This window comes from Delftia acidovorans SPH-1 (genome assembly GCF_000018665.1).
Classification (GTDB): domain Bacteria; phylum Pseudomonadota; class Gammaproteobacteria; order Burkholderiales; family Burkholderiaceae_C; genus Comamonas; species Comamonas acidovorans.
The window spans coordinates 1,531,977-1,546,865 of record NC_010002.1 but is presented as its reverse complement, the minus strand read 5'-3'; the positions used below and the strand labels follow the sequence as shown (position 1 = coordinate 1,546,865).

Below are 14,889 nucleotides of genomic sequence, written 5' to 3'. Positions count from 1 at the left end.
GTTGACAGGGGCTTGTGAAGCCTGGGTAAAGATCAAGTCTGGCTGTACCTGAGGTTGAGACGGGCCCTACATCCAAGGGTTCAAGACGCGCACTCCATGAACATGGAACGGCTCGAAATCCTTGATGTTGCGGGCGACTACGCACAAGCCATGCACCTTCGCCGTGGCCGCGATCAGGCTGTCGGCCAGCGGCCGCGGCGCAGGCACGTGGTAGGCCGCGTTTTCCATGGCAACCATCGCATCCACTGGCAGCACACGCCCCTGAAAGGCCGTGAACACGCGTTCCACCAGCCAGCGGCGCAGCACCTGCCCGGCAACCGGGTCTTGCCGGGCTTTCAACTGCACGCCTTTCTCCAGCTCCATCAGCGTGATCGCGCTGATGAAAAGGGAGTCGGCCGCGACCGATTGCGCCCAGGCCACAACGCCATCGTTCGCGCGGCCCGACGATGCCTTGCGCAGTTCGGAAACGATGTTGGAGTCCACCAGATACATCAGGACAGGTCCACGGCGCGCGGCAAATCCTTCGTGCGCTCAATGTCGAAATCGATATCGGCGGCCTCGGGCATGGCCAGCAATTGAAGAATGTTCCGGGTCTGCCCCGACAGTTCACGGAATTTCTCAATGCTCATCAGCACGTGGGCAGGTTGCCCCCGGTCCAGGATGTAGACCACGTCATCACCGCTGGCCGCTTTCTTGGCAGCGGAAACATGCTGGTTGAATTCACGGCTGCTGAAGGTCGAAATCTGCATGACGCACCTCCGTCAAAGAAAATGCTTGTACGTTACTACATTCGCATAAATGCAGCACCGGACAAGCATTTCTGATGGGGCTTCGGGAAGCGGAGCCCAGTCGATGACCGGGCTCCCACTGGACAGGTTCCAGCGTATCGAACCTGATCCTGAATCAGAGGTTCTGCGCGTTCTGCAGCGCGGCAATGCGCTCTTCGATCGGCGGGTGGGTCGAGAACAGCTTGCCGATGCCGCCGGCAATGCCCATGGCGGCCACGCTCTTGGGCAGCTCGCCGGGGTGCATGCCGCCCAGGCGGGCCAGGGCATTCATCATGGGCTGCTTGCGGCCCATGAGCTGGGCAGCGCCCGCGTCGGCGCGGAATTCGCGCTGGCGCGAGAACCAGGCCACGATGATGGCGGCCAGGAAGCCCAGCACGATGTCCAGCACGATGGTGGTCACGTAGTAGCCGATGCCGGGGCCCGAGCTGCTTTCGTCGTTCTTGCGCAGGAAGCTGTCCACGGCATAGCCGATGACGCGCGACAGGAAGACCACGAAGGTGTTCATCACGCCCTGGATCAGGGTCATGGTCACCATGTCGCCATTGGCGATGTGGGCGACCTCGTGGCCGATCACGGCCTCCACCTCTTCGCGCGTCATGCCTTCCAGCAGGCCCGTGGACACGGCCACCAGGGCCGAGTTCTTGAAGGCGCCGGTGGCGAAGGCATTGGGCTCGCCCTCGTAGATGCCGACTTCGGGCATGCCGATGCCGGCACGGTCGGCGAAGCCGCGCACGGTGTTGACGATCCAGGCCTCATCGGCGTTGCGCGGCTCGTTGATCACGTGCACGCCCGAGCTCCACTTGGCCAGCGGCTTGGAGATCAGCAGCGAGATGATGGCGCCGCCAAAGCCCATGATGAAGGCGAAGCCCAGCAGGGCCCCGAGGTTCAGGCCATTGGAGGTCAGGAAGCGGTTGACGCCCAGCAGGCTGGCGACGATGCCCAGCACCACCACGACGGCGACGTTGGTCAAAAGAAAAAGTGCGATGCGTTTCATCAGTGGGTTCTCCACAAAGTGGGGAAAGGGGGGAAGGATCTGGGCCCTGCAGCGTTGACAAGTGAGGGCCCCACCGGCTGTTTTCAAGCCGGGTCCTGCGCCGCTGCCATTCCTTGTTGTGATGCTTGTGCGGAACGGGGCGCCCGGAACACGAGAGAGTCATCATAGAAGGAAAAGTTCTCGTTCTCGCGCCACCAGCCGGGCACGCCCAGCACGGGCAAGGGTGCAAAAGGCTTGCACGCCAGGGTGTCGGCCCCCAGCCAGATGCTGCCGGCCAGCCAGGCGTCGATGTCCGCCGTGGCGGGGCCTGCCGTGGCGCCTGCACCATTCGTGTGCACGCACAGCACATGGGCCGTGATGGGCTTGCGCGGCTGCACCAGCTTTTCCAGCAGCGCATGGCCTATGGGCAGCAGCCTGGCCTGGCGCCACAGCGCGCGCTGCTCCACGAAGAGCTGGTGCCAGCGCCGGTGGCGCAGCGCCTCGCACAGCGCGGCCGGCGCCAGCAGCAGGGCGCCGTTCTCGTCCAGCACGGTGACGGCATCGCGCAGCGGCCCGCGCTGCGCGCCCACGCCCGCCTGGGCAATGGCGCGGGCCTGCAGGGCATTGCAGCGCTGCTTGAGCGCGGGCCAGCGCAGCCAGATCAGGCCGTTGAAGAAGTCATGCAGGTTGTCGCGCGTGGGAATGCAGCGCGTCTCGAAGATGAATTGCTCGTAGGCCGTGCCTTCGGGCAGATCGTGCTGGGGCACAAAGCGCCAGGGCAGCGCCTGTGCGTCGGCCAGTGACTGCAAGGCCTGCCAGACCGGCCGGCCCTGCGCCACCTGCAGGCAGGCCGCCCTGCCCTGCGTTTGCAGCCCCTGCAGCCAGGGCGCATTCCAGTCGATGGGAAACGTCAATTGCCGGACGGCCTGGACTGGGCCTTGGCCAGGCGCTTGTCGCGCACGGCCACGCGCGAGGTGCCTTCGTCGCGCATCTCGAAAGCCTGCGTGGCCGCCAGCAGCTTGGTGAGCGTGGCGTAGCCGTAGTTGCGCGCATCGAACGAGGCCTTGTTGCCGATCTGCGCGCCCACGGCGCCCACATGGGCCCAGCCGCTTTCATCCTGCGTGGCGTTGACGGCGCTGCGCAGCATGGCCAGCAGCCGCTTGTCCTGGCGCAGTTCCTGGCTGGGAACGCGCAGGCAGGGACGCTGGGGCTGGGCTTGGGGTTCTGCCGAGGGTTCGTTCTCGGCCTGGGCCGGCGCACGCTCCTTTCCAGCGCCGTTCGGCGGCTGGGGAGCGGTAGCCACTGCGGCTGCAGCCACGGGCGGCACCGCCGCCTGGCCCGCCTCATGCGCGGCGTCCTGGCCATTGCCGTTGGCGGGCGCCGCCTCGCCCAGCGCCTCCAGGTACAGGAAGCGCGAGCAGGCATTGACGAAGGGCTGGGGCGTCTGCGCCATGCCGAAGCCGTAGACGGCCGCGCCCTTGGAGCGCAGGTGCATGACCAGCGGCGTGAAGTCGGCGTCGGAGGAGACGATGCCGAAGGCGTCGGGCCGCTCGGTGTAGAGCAGCTCCATGGCGTCCACGGTCATCGCCATGTCGGTGGCGTTCTTGTGCTTGGAGTAGTCGAACTGCTGCATGGGCCGCAGTGCGAAATCGAGCAGCTTGCGCTGCCAGCCGCTGAGCGAATGCTTGGTCCAGTTGCCGTAGGCGCGGCGGATGTCGATGACGCCGAAGGTCGACAGCTCGGTCAGGATCTCGTCGATCATCTCGGCCGGCGCGTTGTCGGCGTCGATCAGCAGGGCGATGCGCGGTTGCGGCTCAGGCATGGCAATCCTCTGGCGGGTGGCAGTCCCGCCAGCTTAAACCAGCTTCCAGGGCAAGGCTTCGCCGGAGCGCAGCGGCTTCAGTTGCGCCTCGCCGAAGGCGAAGCTGTCCGGCGGCGTCCAGCTTTCGCGCACCAGGGTGATCTTGCCGGTGTTGCGCGGCAGGCTGTAGAAGTCCGGGCCGTTGAAGCTGGCGAAGGCTTCGAGCTTGTCCAGCGCGCCGGCATTGTCGAAGGCCTCGGCATACATCTCGATGGCGGCATGGGCGCTGTAGCAGCCGGCGCAGCCGGTGGCGTGTTCCTTGAGATGGGCCGCGTGCGGCGCGCTGTCCGTGCCCAGGAAGAACTTGGGCAGGCCGCTGGTGGCCGCCTCCACCAGGGCCAGGCGGTGCGTCTCGCGCTTGAGCACGGGCAGGCAGTAGTAGTGCGGACGGATGCCGCCCGTGAAGATGGCGTTGCGGTTGAACAGCAGATGCTGGGGCGTGATGGTGGCGCCCACGAAGCGGTCGGCCTCGGTCACGTACTGGGCGGCTTCGCGCGTGGTGATGTGCTCGAAGACGATCTTGAGTTCGGGGAAGTCGCGGCGCAGCGGGATCAGGTGCTGGTCGATGAAGGCGGCCTCGCGGTCGAACAGGTCGATGTCGCTGCTGGTGACTTCGCCGTGCACCAGCAGCAGCAGGCCTTCGCGCTGCATGGCCTCCAGCGTGGGGTAGATCTTGCGCAGGTCGGTGACGCCGTGGTCGCTGTTGGTGGTGGCGCCAGCCGGGTAGAGCTTGCAGGCCACGACGCCGGCCGCCTTGGCGCGCACGATTTCCTCGGGCGGCAGGTTGTCGGTGAGGTACAGCGTCATCAGCGGCTCGAAGGCCATGCCCTCGGGCACGGCCGAGAGGATGCGCTGCTTGTACTCCAGCGCCTGCTCGGCGGTGGTCACCGGCGGCTTGAGGTTGGGCATGATGATGGCGCGCGCAAACTGCGCGGCCGTATGCGGCACCACGCTGCGCATGGCTTCGCCATCGCGCACGTGCAGGTGCCAGTCATCGGGACGGGTGATCGTGAGGGTGTTGGTGGAGGCGGTCATTCCGACATTTTCCCATCGCCGCGAAACCGCGGGCCAATTGCGGGGCACGCCACCCTCGGGACTGGCGCGTGGCTAACGCGGTCGCAGGTGCTGCGGCCCCAGCTCCTGCAGGCCTTGCACGCCGATCAGGGCCATGTTGCGCCGCATCTCGGCCGCCAGGATGGCGATGGCGTGCAGCACGCCGGCCTCGCCGCCCACGGCGCCCGCATAGTTGAAGGGTCGCCCCACGAAGACGAAGTGTGCGCCCAGGGCCAGCGCCACCAGCACGTCGTTGCCCCTGCGAAAGCCGCTGTCGATCATCACCGGGTAGTCCGGCCCCAGCGCACCCACCACCAGGGGCAGCATGTGCAGGGGCGAGACCGCGCCATCGAGCTGGCGGCCGCCGTGGTTGGACAGGATGATGGCGTCGGCCCCGGCATCGCGCGCGGCCAGCGCGTCCTGCGGGCTGAGGATGCCCTTGACCACGAGGCGGCCCTTCCAGCGCCGGCGTATCAGGGCCAGGTGTTCCCAGCTCAGGTGGTCGCGTGCGCCGAAGTCGCGCGTGACGGTGGACGAGAGAATGGGCGCGCCGCGCGTGGCCTGCGAGTTCTCGAAGTGCGGCATGCCGTGCCGCACCAGCGTGCGCAGCGCCGTGCCCAGCAGCCAGCGCGGATGGGTGATGCCCTCCCAGGCCAGGCGCAGGCCGGGCCGCAGCGGCGTCGAGAAGCCCGCGCGGATGTTGTTCTCGCGGTTGCCCGAGACGGGCGTGTCCACGGTGACGACCAGGGTGGCGAAGCCTGCGGCCTCCACGCGCTCCAGCAACTGCACGATGCGTTCGGTCTCGCCGGGCACATAGGCCTGGAACCAGGCCTGGGGATTGGCCTGGACCACCTCCTCCATGCGGATCAGCGAGGTGCCGCTCAGGATGGCCGGGATGCGGGCGGCCGCCGCCGCGCGCGTCTGCACCAGGTCGCCCCGGTAGGCCGACAGCGCGCTGATGCCCATGGGCGCGATGCCGAAGGGTGCAGCCCAGGTCTGGCCCAGCAGCGGTGTGGCCAGCGTGCGCCGCGAAGTGTCGGTGAGCACGCGCGTCACCCAGCGGTGGGCATCGAAGGCCTCGCGGTTGGCGCGCAGGGATTTGTCGGTCTCGCAGCCGCCGCTGACGTAGGCGAAGATGGGCGCAGGCAGGTGGTGGCGCGCCGCCCGCTCGAAATCATCGAGCGACAGGATGCGCCTGAGCCTGCGCGGCGTGGAGGAGCCCGCGCCCGCACCTGCGGGTGCGGAGGAACTGGGGGTGTCGAGCCGGTCGACCTCGATTGGGGCTGCCATGGTCAGTTGATCTGGAACTTGCCCTCGCGGATCAGCTTGCCCCATTTGGCGTGCTCGCTGCGAATCCACTCGCCGAACTGCGCGCCATTGGCGGGCGTGGCCATGCTGCCTTCCTGGGCCAGCTTCTCTTTGACCTCCTTGGTGGCCAGCAGCTTCATGGTCGCGTCGGCAATGCGCTCGGCGATGGGGGCGGGCAGGTTGGCCGGCCCCACCAGGCCCAGCCAGGTGGAGGCCTCGAAGCCCGGATAGCCCTGCTCGGCCACCGTGGGCACGTCGGGCAGGGACGGCACGCGCTGGGCCGAGGTGACGGCCAGCGCACGGATCTTGCCCGTGGCCAGTTGCGACATCACCGACACCGTGTTGCCGAAGTACAGGTCCACCTGCCCGCCCATCAGGTCGGTGAGCGCGGTATTGGCGCCCTTGTAGGGCACCTGCAGCACCTCGATGCCCGCGCGGCGTGCCAGCATTTCCCCCGCCAGGTGGCCTACCGTGCCATTGCCGGCCTGGGCGATGCCGTAGGTGCCGGGCCTGGCCTTGGCCGCCTTGATGAAGTCCTGCAGGTTCTTGAAGGGCGAGTCGCGCCGCACGGTCAGCACCACGGGCTGCAGGGCCACGCTGGCGATGGGCGTGAAGTCCTTGAGCGCATCGAAGGGCATCTTGGCGTAGAGGCTGGGATTGATGGCCAGGTTGGCGGCCTGCCCCATGCCGATGGTGTAGCCGTCCGGCGCGGCCTTGGCCACGGCATCCAGGCCGATGTTGCCGCCCGCGCCGGGCTTGTTGTCTATGACCATGGTCCAGCCCATGGCGAGGTTGAGCCGGTCGGCCACCAGGCGCGAGGTGGCATCCGTGCCGCCGCCGGGCGGAAACGGCACGATCAGGCGCACGGGCCGCTGCGGCCATTCGCCCTGGGCCAGCGCCAGTGCAGGAAAGGCCGTGGCCAGGGCGGCGGCAGCGCCGCCCAGAAGATGCCGTCTGCGCATTGTCATTGTTTGTCTCCTTGGAATCGTTGTGGCGGGAAAAAGTCGGGCGCAGCCTGCGCGCGGGACGCTAGACCGGCAGGCCCTTGGCGCGCAGCACGGCGTCGAAGCGCTCGGGGTCGGCCGTGCCGCTGCGGTTGGTCTCGCGGATGACGGCCTCGCGGGCCAGGTGGGCCTGGCTGCGGCGCAGCACCTCGGCGGCCTCGGCCGCGGGCACGGCGATCACGCCGTCGGCATCGCCCACGATCAGGTCGCCGGGCAGCACGGCCAGGCCGGCGCAGGCCACGGGCACATTGATCTCGCCCGGGCCGTCCTTGCTGGGCCCGCGGTGCGTGTGGCCGCGCGCAAAGATGGGCATGCCGTCCTGCGCCCATTCGCACAGGTCGCGGATGGCGCCGTCGATGACCAGGCCGCCCAGGCCGCGCGCCAGGCAGGTGGTGCGCATCAGGCCGCCGACCAGGGCCTGCGAGACATCGCCACCGCCGTCGATGACCAGCACATCGCCGGGCTGCACCATCATCAGCGCCTTGTGGATCATGAGGTTGTCGCCGGGCCGCACGCGCACGGTGACGGCCGGGCCGCAGAGAACGGCCTCCAGCCGCGCGTGGTACTGGCGCAGGCCGATGGCGCCGACATTGCGGCTCATGGCGTCGCCGATGGCGGCCACGGGAATGGCCTTGAAGGCCTGGACGACGCCGGCCTCGGGGCCTGCGGCGCGCGGATGGATGCGGTAGCCCGCAGGCCATTGGCTGGATGGGGTGGTCATGGCAAATCTCCGGGAAAAACAGCTCAGCGCAGAACCTCGGGGTTCACGCAGTGGGAAGGGTCGGCGGGGCTGCCCTGCAGCCAGCCCAGCACATTGGCGGCGGCCATGCCGGCCATGGCAGCCAGAGCAGCGGGCGTGGAGCCGCCCACATGGGGCGTCAGCACCACGTTGTCCAGCGCGGCCAGGGCGTGGCCCGCAGGCAGGGGCTCCTCGGCCATGGTGTCCAGGCCGGCGGCGGCCAGGTGGCCGCTGCGCAGGGCGTCGATCAGCGCCGCCTCGTCCACCACCTCGCCCCGCGCGGTGTTGACCAGCAGGGCGCCGCGCGGCAGCTGGGCGATGCGGCCGGCATCGAGCAGATGGCGCGTGCGGGCATTCAGGGGTAGGTGCAGGCTGAGCACATCGGACAGGGGCAGCAGCTCGTCCACCGAGCCCAGCATGCGCACGCCCGCCACGGCGCCGGGCCCTGGGGCGCAGGCCGGATCGAACGCTGGATCGAAGGCCACCACCTGCATGCCCAGCGCCAGCGCCACGCGCGCCACGCGCTGGCCCACCTGGCCAAAGCCCAGCAGGCCCAGGGTGCGGCCGCTCAGCTCCAGGCCGTCCTGGGCGCGGGACCAGCGGCCGGCGCGCAGCTCGGCATCCATCCAGGCGATGCGGCGGGCGGCCGCGAACATCAGGCCCAGCGTCATCTCGGCCACGGACTGGGCATTGGCGCCCGGCGTCACATAGACCGGAATGCCACGCTGGCTGGCCGCGGCCACATCGATATTGCTCACGCCCACGCCGTGCTTGGAGATGACCTTGAGCGTGGGACAGGCCGCGATGGCAGCGGCCGACAGCGTGGCCGTGCGCGAGATCACGGCATCGACGCTCTCGCGTGCCAGCACGGCGGCAACCTCGGCCTCGCCGCCGCCCTCTTGCAGGTACAGCACGCGGCAGTGCGCCGCCTGCAGGCGCTGCAGCCCGGCGGGCGCCAGGCGTGGCGCGGTCACGAAAACGGTGGGCGGGTGGGTAGTGGCGGTCATGGGAACGGGCAATTCGCTTTGTCGATGCACCGCATTCTTGTGAGCGCAACCCATTCCGTCCATTCGATAATGTTCATTCAAACATCACTTTTATTCATCGATGGACCTGCACCTGCGCGACCTGCGCTTCTTCGAGATCGTGGCCGACCTCGGGCACCTGGGCCGGGCCGCAGAACAGCTGGGGCGTACCCAGCCCGCGCTGAGCAAATGCATACAGCGCCTGGAACTGACCGTGGGCGGCGCGCTGTTCGAGCGTGCCGGGCGCGGCATACGCCTCACGCCGCTGGGCGATGTGCTGCTGGCCCGCGCGCGCATGCTGCGCAATGCCAGCCAGGAGGCGCTGCGCGAGGTGCGCGATTTCAACGAAGGCCATGCCGGCCATGTGCGCATCGGCAGCGGGCCGGTGGCCGCCGACCACCTGCTGCCCGAGCTGTGCAGCAAGGCACTGGCCGACGGGCGGCGCATCACCATCAGCATCGTGATCGGCCCCAGCTGGGAACTGCGCGACCGCCTGCGCGAGGGCCAGCTGGACCTGCTGATCGGCCTCACGGCCGATGGCGATCCCGAGCTGGTCTCCCACCCGATCGCCGAGGACGTGGTGGTGGTCGCGGCGCGCCAGGACCACCCCGTCTTCGAGCGCCAGCGCATCACCATGGCCGCGCTGCTGCGCCATCCCTGGGCCCTGCCCAGCGCCAACATTCCCAGCCGGCAATGGCTGGACCAGGCCTTCACCTCGCGCGGCATGCCGGCGCCCACGGTGCAGGTGGAAGCGGGCTCCATCCCGCTGCTGCCGCGCATGGTGGCCAAGACCGATCTGCTGACCTTCGTCTCGCGCCACACGCTGCGGCTGGAGCGCAGCCGCACGCTCAGGGAAGTGCGCCTGCCGGCCACCACGCTGCGCCGCCACCTGGGCGTGACCTGCCGGCGCGACGGCTATCTGTCGCCCGCAGCCCGGCACATGCTGGAGCTGCTGCGCGCCGACGGCCAGGCCCTGTTCGGCGAGGATGCATCGCCTCTGGACGAGGACTGATTCCAGCGGACCGGGGCTAGGGCCCCGGCCGCGCGCCCGCATCGGCCAGGCGCAGCAGGCCCGCCAGGTCGACGATGGTCAGCCGGCCATAGGCGGCCTGCAGCAGGCCGCGCTGCTCCAGCAGGCGCAGCTCCTTGTTGATGGTCTGGCGCGAGACCGACAGCATGGCGGCCAGGTCGCTCTGCGAGATGCGCAGCACCACGCCCTGCCCGTCGGGCGCGGGCTGGCCATGCGTGGGGGCCAGCCGCGCCAGCAGCTCGGCCACGCGGTTGTCGATGTTGCTGAAGGCGTGGCGCTGCTGGACGACGATCAGTTCGTGCATGCGCGCCAGCACCAGCAGGCAGATGTCCTTCCACAGCGGCGGATGGGCATCGAGCAGGGCCAGGAAGGACTCGCCGGGAATCTCCACCAGCACCGTGGGCTGGTGCGCGTGGTAGTCGTAGACGAATTGCGTGTGCTCCAGCAGCCGCGCCAGGCCGACGATGTCGCCCGCGCTGTGCATGGACAGCACGAAGCGCGAGCCCGTGGCGTCCACGCCGCCCACTTCCACGCAGCCCGAAGCCACCACCAGCACCTCGCGCCGCTTGGGGTCGGCGGCGCGCACCTGCTGGTGGCGCTCGTAGCGGCCCAGGCGGGACAGCGCCGTCAGCTCATCCAGCACCTCGGGCGGCCAGTTGTGCAGCATGCGGCACAGGCCCAGGGCGCGGCGGATCAGCGCCGAAGGGTCGGCCACGGGAGCAGGCTTGGAGCGCATGGTTCTCTCACGATGTCGAAGGCCCCGGGTTAGTCCGGTGCCCATGTACCGCCATTTGTCAATGGCTTGACAGAGTGCACCCCCTGTCGCTCGGGATAGTAGCAAGCAAGCCACCGGGCAAAGCATCCGGGGCGCTACCAAGGAGACAAGTTCGTGAAGCACAAGCATTGGCTGGCCGCCGGCGGCATGGCGGCCCTGGGCATGTCCGCGTGGGCCCAGAGCAGCGTGGAGATGTTCGGCATCGTCGACGTCCACATCAACAGCGCAAGGTCGGGCGCCACGCGCCTGAGCCGGCTGGAGGACGGGGGCAGCGCGGCATCGCGCATCGGCTTTCGCGGCAGCGAGGACCTGGGCGGCGGCCTGCGCGCCCAGTTCATGCTGGAGGCCGGCGTGGCGCCGGACACGGGCCTGGGCACCATTCCCGGCCCGGGCCTGGCCTTCACGCGGCAGGCCTGGGTGGGGCTGAACAGCGGCTGGGGCGCCGTGGAGATGGGCCGCATGTACACGCCCATGTTCGGCGCGCTGTTCCGGGCCGATCCGCTGGGCATGAACGCGCTGTTTTCCTCGCTGAACCTGGTGTCGGCCACCGATGCCCAGGCCGGCCTGCGGCCGTTTGCGGCGCGGGCCAACAACCTGGTGCGCTACCGCACGCCGGCAGGCCAGCCCTGGCTGGCGGACCTGGCCTATTCCTTCGGCGAAGTGGCTTCGCCGAACAGCAGCAACGGCCGCCTCTACGGCGCCACGCTGGGCTGGAACCAGAAGCCCTGGTTCCTGGCCTACAGCTTCCAGAAGTCCGTGGAAGGCAGCGCCGCCGCACCCGTGGCCGCGCCCGCCACCAGCCAGTACCAGGCACTGTCGGCCAGCTGGGAGGCCCTGGACGGGCTGCGCCTGACGGGCAACTACGTCATCAACCGCGTGGACCGTGCCGGCACACCCAAGGCGAAGCTGGCCCAGCTGGGCGCCGATTGGAGCGTGGATTCGCGCTCCAAGCTGCTGGTCTCGGTGGCGCGGCGCGAGGTGGGCGGCACGGACCGCGCCCAGAACACCTGGACGCTGGGCTACGACTACGCGCTGAGCAAGCGCACCGTGCTCTACGCGCGCTGGCTGCAGCTGGGCAACGCGGCCAATGCCTCGGCCGCCATTGCCAACGTGCCGGTGGCCGCCAACAGCGGCGACGGCGTGCGGTCCCTGGCGCTGGGCGTGCGCCACAACTTCTGAGGGACACCCATGACCGACAGCCATTGCTTCGACACTTCCCGGCTCGACGCGCTGTTCGCGCCGCGCTCCATCGCCGTGGTCGGCGCCTCGGACCAGGCCAGCAAGATCGGCGGCATTCCGCTGGACTACCTGCTGCGCTTCGGCTACGGCGGCGCGCTGTATGCGGTGAACCCGCGCGCCAGCCGCGTGCAGGGCCTGCCCGCGCACGAGCGGCTGGCTGCCATCGGCGCGCCGGTGGACTTGGCCATCGTCGCCGTGCCGCAATCGCAGGTGGCCGGCGTGCTGGAGGATGCGGCCGCCGCGCGCGTGCAGTCCATGGTGCTGTTTTCCTCGGGCTATGCCGAGACCGGCTCCGACGGCACGGCCGCCCAGCAGGCGCTGGCGCGGCGCGCGCAGGAGGCGGGCATACGCCTCATCGGCCCGAACTGCCTGGGCTTCATGCGCCCCGGCCACCAGGTCTACGCCACGTTCTCGCCCGCGCCGGGCGGCGGCCTGGTGCGGCCCGGGCGCATCGGCATGGTCAGCCAGTCGGGCGCCTTCGGTGCCTATGCCTACAGCCTGGCGCGCGAGCGCGGGCTGGGCCTGTCGCTGTGGGCCACCACGGGCAACGAGGCCGATGTGCAGCTGGCCGATGGCCTGGCCTGGCTGGCCCAGGACCCCGAGACCGACGTGATCATGGCCTACATGGAGGGCTGCCGCGACGGCCCCCGGCTGCGCGCGGCCCTGGCCCTGGCGCAGGAGCGCGGCAAGCCCGTGGTCATGTGCAAGGTGGGCACCAGCGCCCTGGGCGCGGCCGCCGCCGCATCGCACACGGCCTCGCTGGCGGGCAACGATGCCGTCTATGAGGCGGTGTTCCGCCGCTACGGCGTGCTGCGCGCGCATTCCATCACCGACTTCTTCGCGCTGGCGGCCAGTGCCTACATCGCGCGGGCGCCCAAGGGGCGGTCCATCGGACTGTTCACGGTCTCGGGCGGCGTGGGCGCCATGATGGCCGACGACGCCAGCGCAGCCGGCCTGGAAGTGGCACCGCTGTCCGATGCGGCCCAGCGCCAGCTGCGCGAATGGGTGCCGTTTGCCGCGCCGCGCAACCCCGTGGACATCACGGGCCAGGTCACCAACGACATGACGCTGCTGGAGCGCAGCGCCCGCCTGATGCTGGCCGACCGGCAGTTCGACAGCTGGCTGGGCTTCTTCGCGGCAGGCGGCCTGTCCGACGCCTTCTGGCCCGTGCTGCAAAGCCTGGTGCAGACGCTGCGCACCCACCATCCCGACACCCTGCTGGCCGTCAGCACGCTGTGCCCGCCCGAGCGCCGCGATGCGCTGGAGGCGCTGGGCTGCCTGGTGTTCGCCGACCCGGGCGCAGCCATACGCTGCATTGGCGCGCTGGCCCGCCTGCATGAAACACCGCAGGCTTTGCCCGCGATGGCCGATGCAGGCAGCGCGCTGCACCTGCCGGCGGGCACGCTGTCGGAGCAGCGCAGCATGGCCCTGCTGGCCGAGGCCGGCGTGCCCGTGGTGCCGCACCGGCTGGTGCGCACGGCGGCCGAGGCAGCGCAGGCCGCGCAGGAGATGGGCGGACGCATTGCGCTCAAGGTCTGCAGCGATGCCATCGCCCACAAGTCCGACGTGGGCGGCGTGGCACTGAACCTGGCGGATGCGGCCGGCGCCCAGGCCGCCTTCGACCGCATCCTGGCCAATGCGCGCCAGGCCCGGCCCGATGCGCGCATCGACGGCGCGTTGGCCGCCCCCATGGTGCAGGGCGGCGTGGAGTGCATCGCCGGCGTGCACCGCGACCCGGTATTCGGCCCGGTGCTGATGTTCGGGCTGGGCGGCATCCATGCCGAGATCCTGCGCGATGTCTCGCTGCGACTGCTGCCCATCACGCGCGACGACGCGCTGGCCATGGTGCGCGAGCTGCGGGCCTTTGCCGTGCTGGACGGCGCGCGCGGCCGCCCCCGCGTGGACCTGGACAGCATTGCCGACACGCTGTGCGCCCTGGCCGGCTTTGCGCAGCGCGCAGGCGCCACGCTGGAGAGCGCCGAGATCAACCCCCTGATCGCCCGCCCGCGCGAGGACGGCGGCTGCGTGGCCGTCGATGCGCTGGTCATCGGCAGGGAGGCTGCATGAAAGCCAATGCCCATTCCATCTCCTGCCCGGAGGCCACCATGAACACACCCCTGCTGCGCACCACCGCGCTGACCTGCCTTGCCCTGGCCTGCAGCGCCGCGCTGGCCCAGGACGGCTATCCCGCCCGGCCCGTGCGCATCGTCGTGCAATACCAGGCCGGCGGCTCCACCGACACCGTGGCGCGCATCCTGGCCGAGGGCCTGGCCAAGCGCCTGGGCCAGCCCGTGGTGGTGGACAACCGCAGCGGCGCGGGCGGCATCATCGGCACCGAGCATGTGGCCAAGAGCGTGCCCGACGGCCACACCCTGCTGCTGACCGTGCCCGGGCCCATCACGGCCAACCTGGTGCTCTACAAGAAGCTGCCCTACGACCCGCGCACCGAGCTGCGCATGGTCTCGGACGTGGTCTCGCCCTCCATGGTGATGGCCGTCAACCCGGCCGTGCCGGCCAAAGACTTCAAGGGCCTGGTCGAGGCCGTGCGCCAGTCGCCGGGCAAGTACGCCATGGGTTCCTGGGGGGCGGGCACGCAGCCGCACCAGGTCCAGGTCTTCATGGACAAGGCCTACGGCCTGCAGTCGCTGCACGTGGCCTACAAGGGCGAGGGGCCCATGTCCATCGACCTGATCAGTGGCGTGATCCAGATGACGCTGGGCTCGGCCGCCACGCTCAAGCCCTTCATCGACGCTGGCAAGCTGCGCGCCCTGGCCGTGGCAGGACCGCGCCGCAGCAAGGCACTGCCCGATGTGCCCACCTTTGCCGAGCAGGGCTACCGCGAGCCCGTGTATGCCATCACGGGATCGATCTCGCTGATGGCGCCCGCGCGCACGCCCGACGCCATCGTCGAACGCCTGGGCCGCGAGGTGGCCGCCGTGATGCGCGAGCCCCAGGTGCGCCAGCGTGTCGAGGCGCTGGGCCTGGAGGCCCAGGGCAACAGCCCGGCCGAGGCCAGCGCCGCCTACGCCGCCTTTTTGCCCGTGGCGCTGGACCTGGCGCGCTCCACGGGCGTGACCCTCGACTGACCCCCTCA

The 14,889-nt window shown here is 69.9% G+C and carries 15 protein-coding genes; 4 read left to right on the top strand and 11 right to left on the bottom strand.

Annotated elements, in window-relative coordinates:
* Nucleotides 1–66 precede the first annotated feature (66 nt).
* The 10 genes from DACI_RS07025 to DACI_RS06980 all read right to left on the bottom strand — a co-directional run bounded on the left by DACI_RS07025 (nt 67) and on the right by DACI_RS06980 (nt 8,733).
* Nucleotides 67–492: a type II toxin-antitoxin system VapC family toxin gene (locus DACI_RS07025; protein WP_012203320.1), complete on the bottom strand. Its 426-nt coding sequence runs from the start codon at nt 490–492 to the stop codon at nt 67–69.
* Nucleotides 492–749, bottom strand: coding sequence for a type II toxin-antitoxin system Phd/YefM family antitoxin (locus DACI_RS07020; protein WP_012203319.1), 258 nt, complete (start codon nt 747–749; stop codon nt 492–494). Before DACI_RS07020 ends, DACI_RS07025 begins: the two co-directional genes overlap by 1 nt.
* 154 nt (nt 750–903) lie before the next feature.
* On the bottom strand, nt 904–1,782 hold the full coding sequence (gene htpX, locus DACI_RS07015) for a protease HtpX (RefSeq protein ID WP_013804154.1): 879 nt from the start codon (nt 1,780–1,782) through the stop codon (nt 904–906).
* An 83-nt stretch (nt 1,783–1,865) separates the two neighbouring features.
* The gene (locus DACI_RS07010; protein ID WP_012203317.1) at nt 1,866–2,675 is read right to left on the bottom strand and encodes a DUF3025 domain-containing protein; all 810 of its coding nucleotides are present in this window, start codon (nt 2,673–2,675) and stop codon (nt 1,866–1,868) included.
* Nucleotides 2,672–3,583: an NYN domain-containing protein gene (locus DACI_RS07005; RefSeq protein WP_012203316.1), complete on the bottom strand. Its 912-nt coding sequence runs from the start codon at nt 3,581–3,583 to the stop codon at nt 2,672–2,674. Before DACI_RS07005 ends, DACI_RS07010 begins: the two co-directional genes overlap by 4 nt.
* Before the next feature lie 33 nt (nt 3,584–3,616).
* A complete protein-coding gene (gene pyrC / locus DACI_RS07000; protein ID WP_012203315.1) occupies nt 3,617–4,657 on the bottom strand; it encodes a dihydroorotase in 1,041 nt (346 codons plus the stop codon).
* A 72-nt stretch (nt 4,658–4,729) separates the two neighbouring features.
* Entirely contained in the window at nt 4,730–5,965 is a 1,236-nt protein-coding gene (locus DACI_RS06995; protein ID WP_012203314.1) for an alpha-hydroxy acid oxidase, read from the bottom strand.
* Between the two features lie 2 nt (nt 5,966–5,967).
* On the bottom strand, nt 5,968–6,951 hold the full coding sequence (locus tag DACI_RS06990) for a Bug family tripartite tricarboxylate transporter substrate binding protein (RefSeq protein ID WP_043780830.1): 984 nt from the start codon (nt 6,949–6,951) through the stop codon (nt 5,968–5,970).
* A gap of 61 nt (nt 6,952–7,012) precedes the next feature.
* Nucleotides 7,013–7,708, bottom strand: a complete 696-nt coding sequence (locus DACI_RS06985; RefSeq protein WP_012203312.1) for an RraA family protein — start codon at nt 7,706–7,708, stop codon at nt 7,013–7,015.
* Nucleotides 7,709–7,731: 23 nt separating this feature from the next.
* A complete protein-coding gene (locus DACI_RS06980; protein ID WP_043780828.1) occupies nt 7,732–8,733 on the bottom strand; it encodes a hydroxyacid dehydrogenase in 1,002 nt (333 codons plus the stop codon).
* A 100-nt stretch (nt 8,734–8,833) separates the two neighbouring features.
* Here DACI_RS06980 and DACI_RS06975 point away from each other — a divergent pair, with 100 nt between their 5' ends.
* Entirely contained in the window at nt 8,834–9,763 is a 930-nt protein-coding gene (locus DACI_RS06975) for a LysR family transcriptional regulator (RefSeq protein ID WP_012203310.1), read from the top strand.
* 16 nt (nt 9,764–9,779) lie between these two features.
* On the opposite strand, the gene DACI_RS06970 is transcribed toward DACI_RS06975, so the two are convergent.
* Nucleotides 9,780–10,517, bottom strand: a complete 738-nt coding sequence (locus DACI_RS06970) for a Crp/Fnr family transcriptional regulator (RefSeq protein ID WP_012203309.1) — start codon at nt 10,515–10,517, stop codon at nt 9,780–9,782.
* Between the two features lie 153 nt (nt 10,518–10,670).
* Between DACI_RS06970 and DACI_RS06965 the strand changes: the two genes are divergently transcribed.
* From DACI_RS06965 to DACI_RS06955, 3 genes are read left to right on the top strand one after another with little or no spacing between them, the layout of a single operon-like run.
* A complete protein-coding gene (locus DACI_RS06965) occupies nt 10,671–11,735 on the top strand; it encodes a porin (protein WP_012203308.1) in 1,065 nt (354 codons plus the stop codon).
* A gap of 9 nt (nt 11,736–11,744) precedes the next feature.
* Nucleotides 11,745–13,862: an acetate--CoA ligase family protein gene (locus DACI_RS06960; RefSeq protein WP_012203307.1), complete on the top strand. Its 2,118-nt coding sequence runs from the start codon at nt 11,745–11,747 to the stop codon at nt 13,860–13,862.
* Complete coding sequence (locus DACI_RS06955; protein ID WP_012203306.1) at nt 13,859–14,881, top strand: Bug family tripartite tricarboxylate transporter substrate binding protein; 1,023 nt, start codon at nt 13,859–13,861, stop codon at nt 14,879–14,881. The genes DACI_RS06960 and DACI_RS06955 overlap by 4 nt, the downstream gene beginning before the upstream one ends.
* Nucleotides 14,882–14,889: the final 8 nt, after the last annotated feature.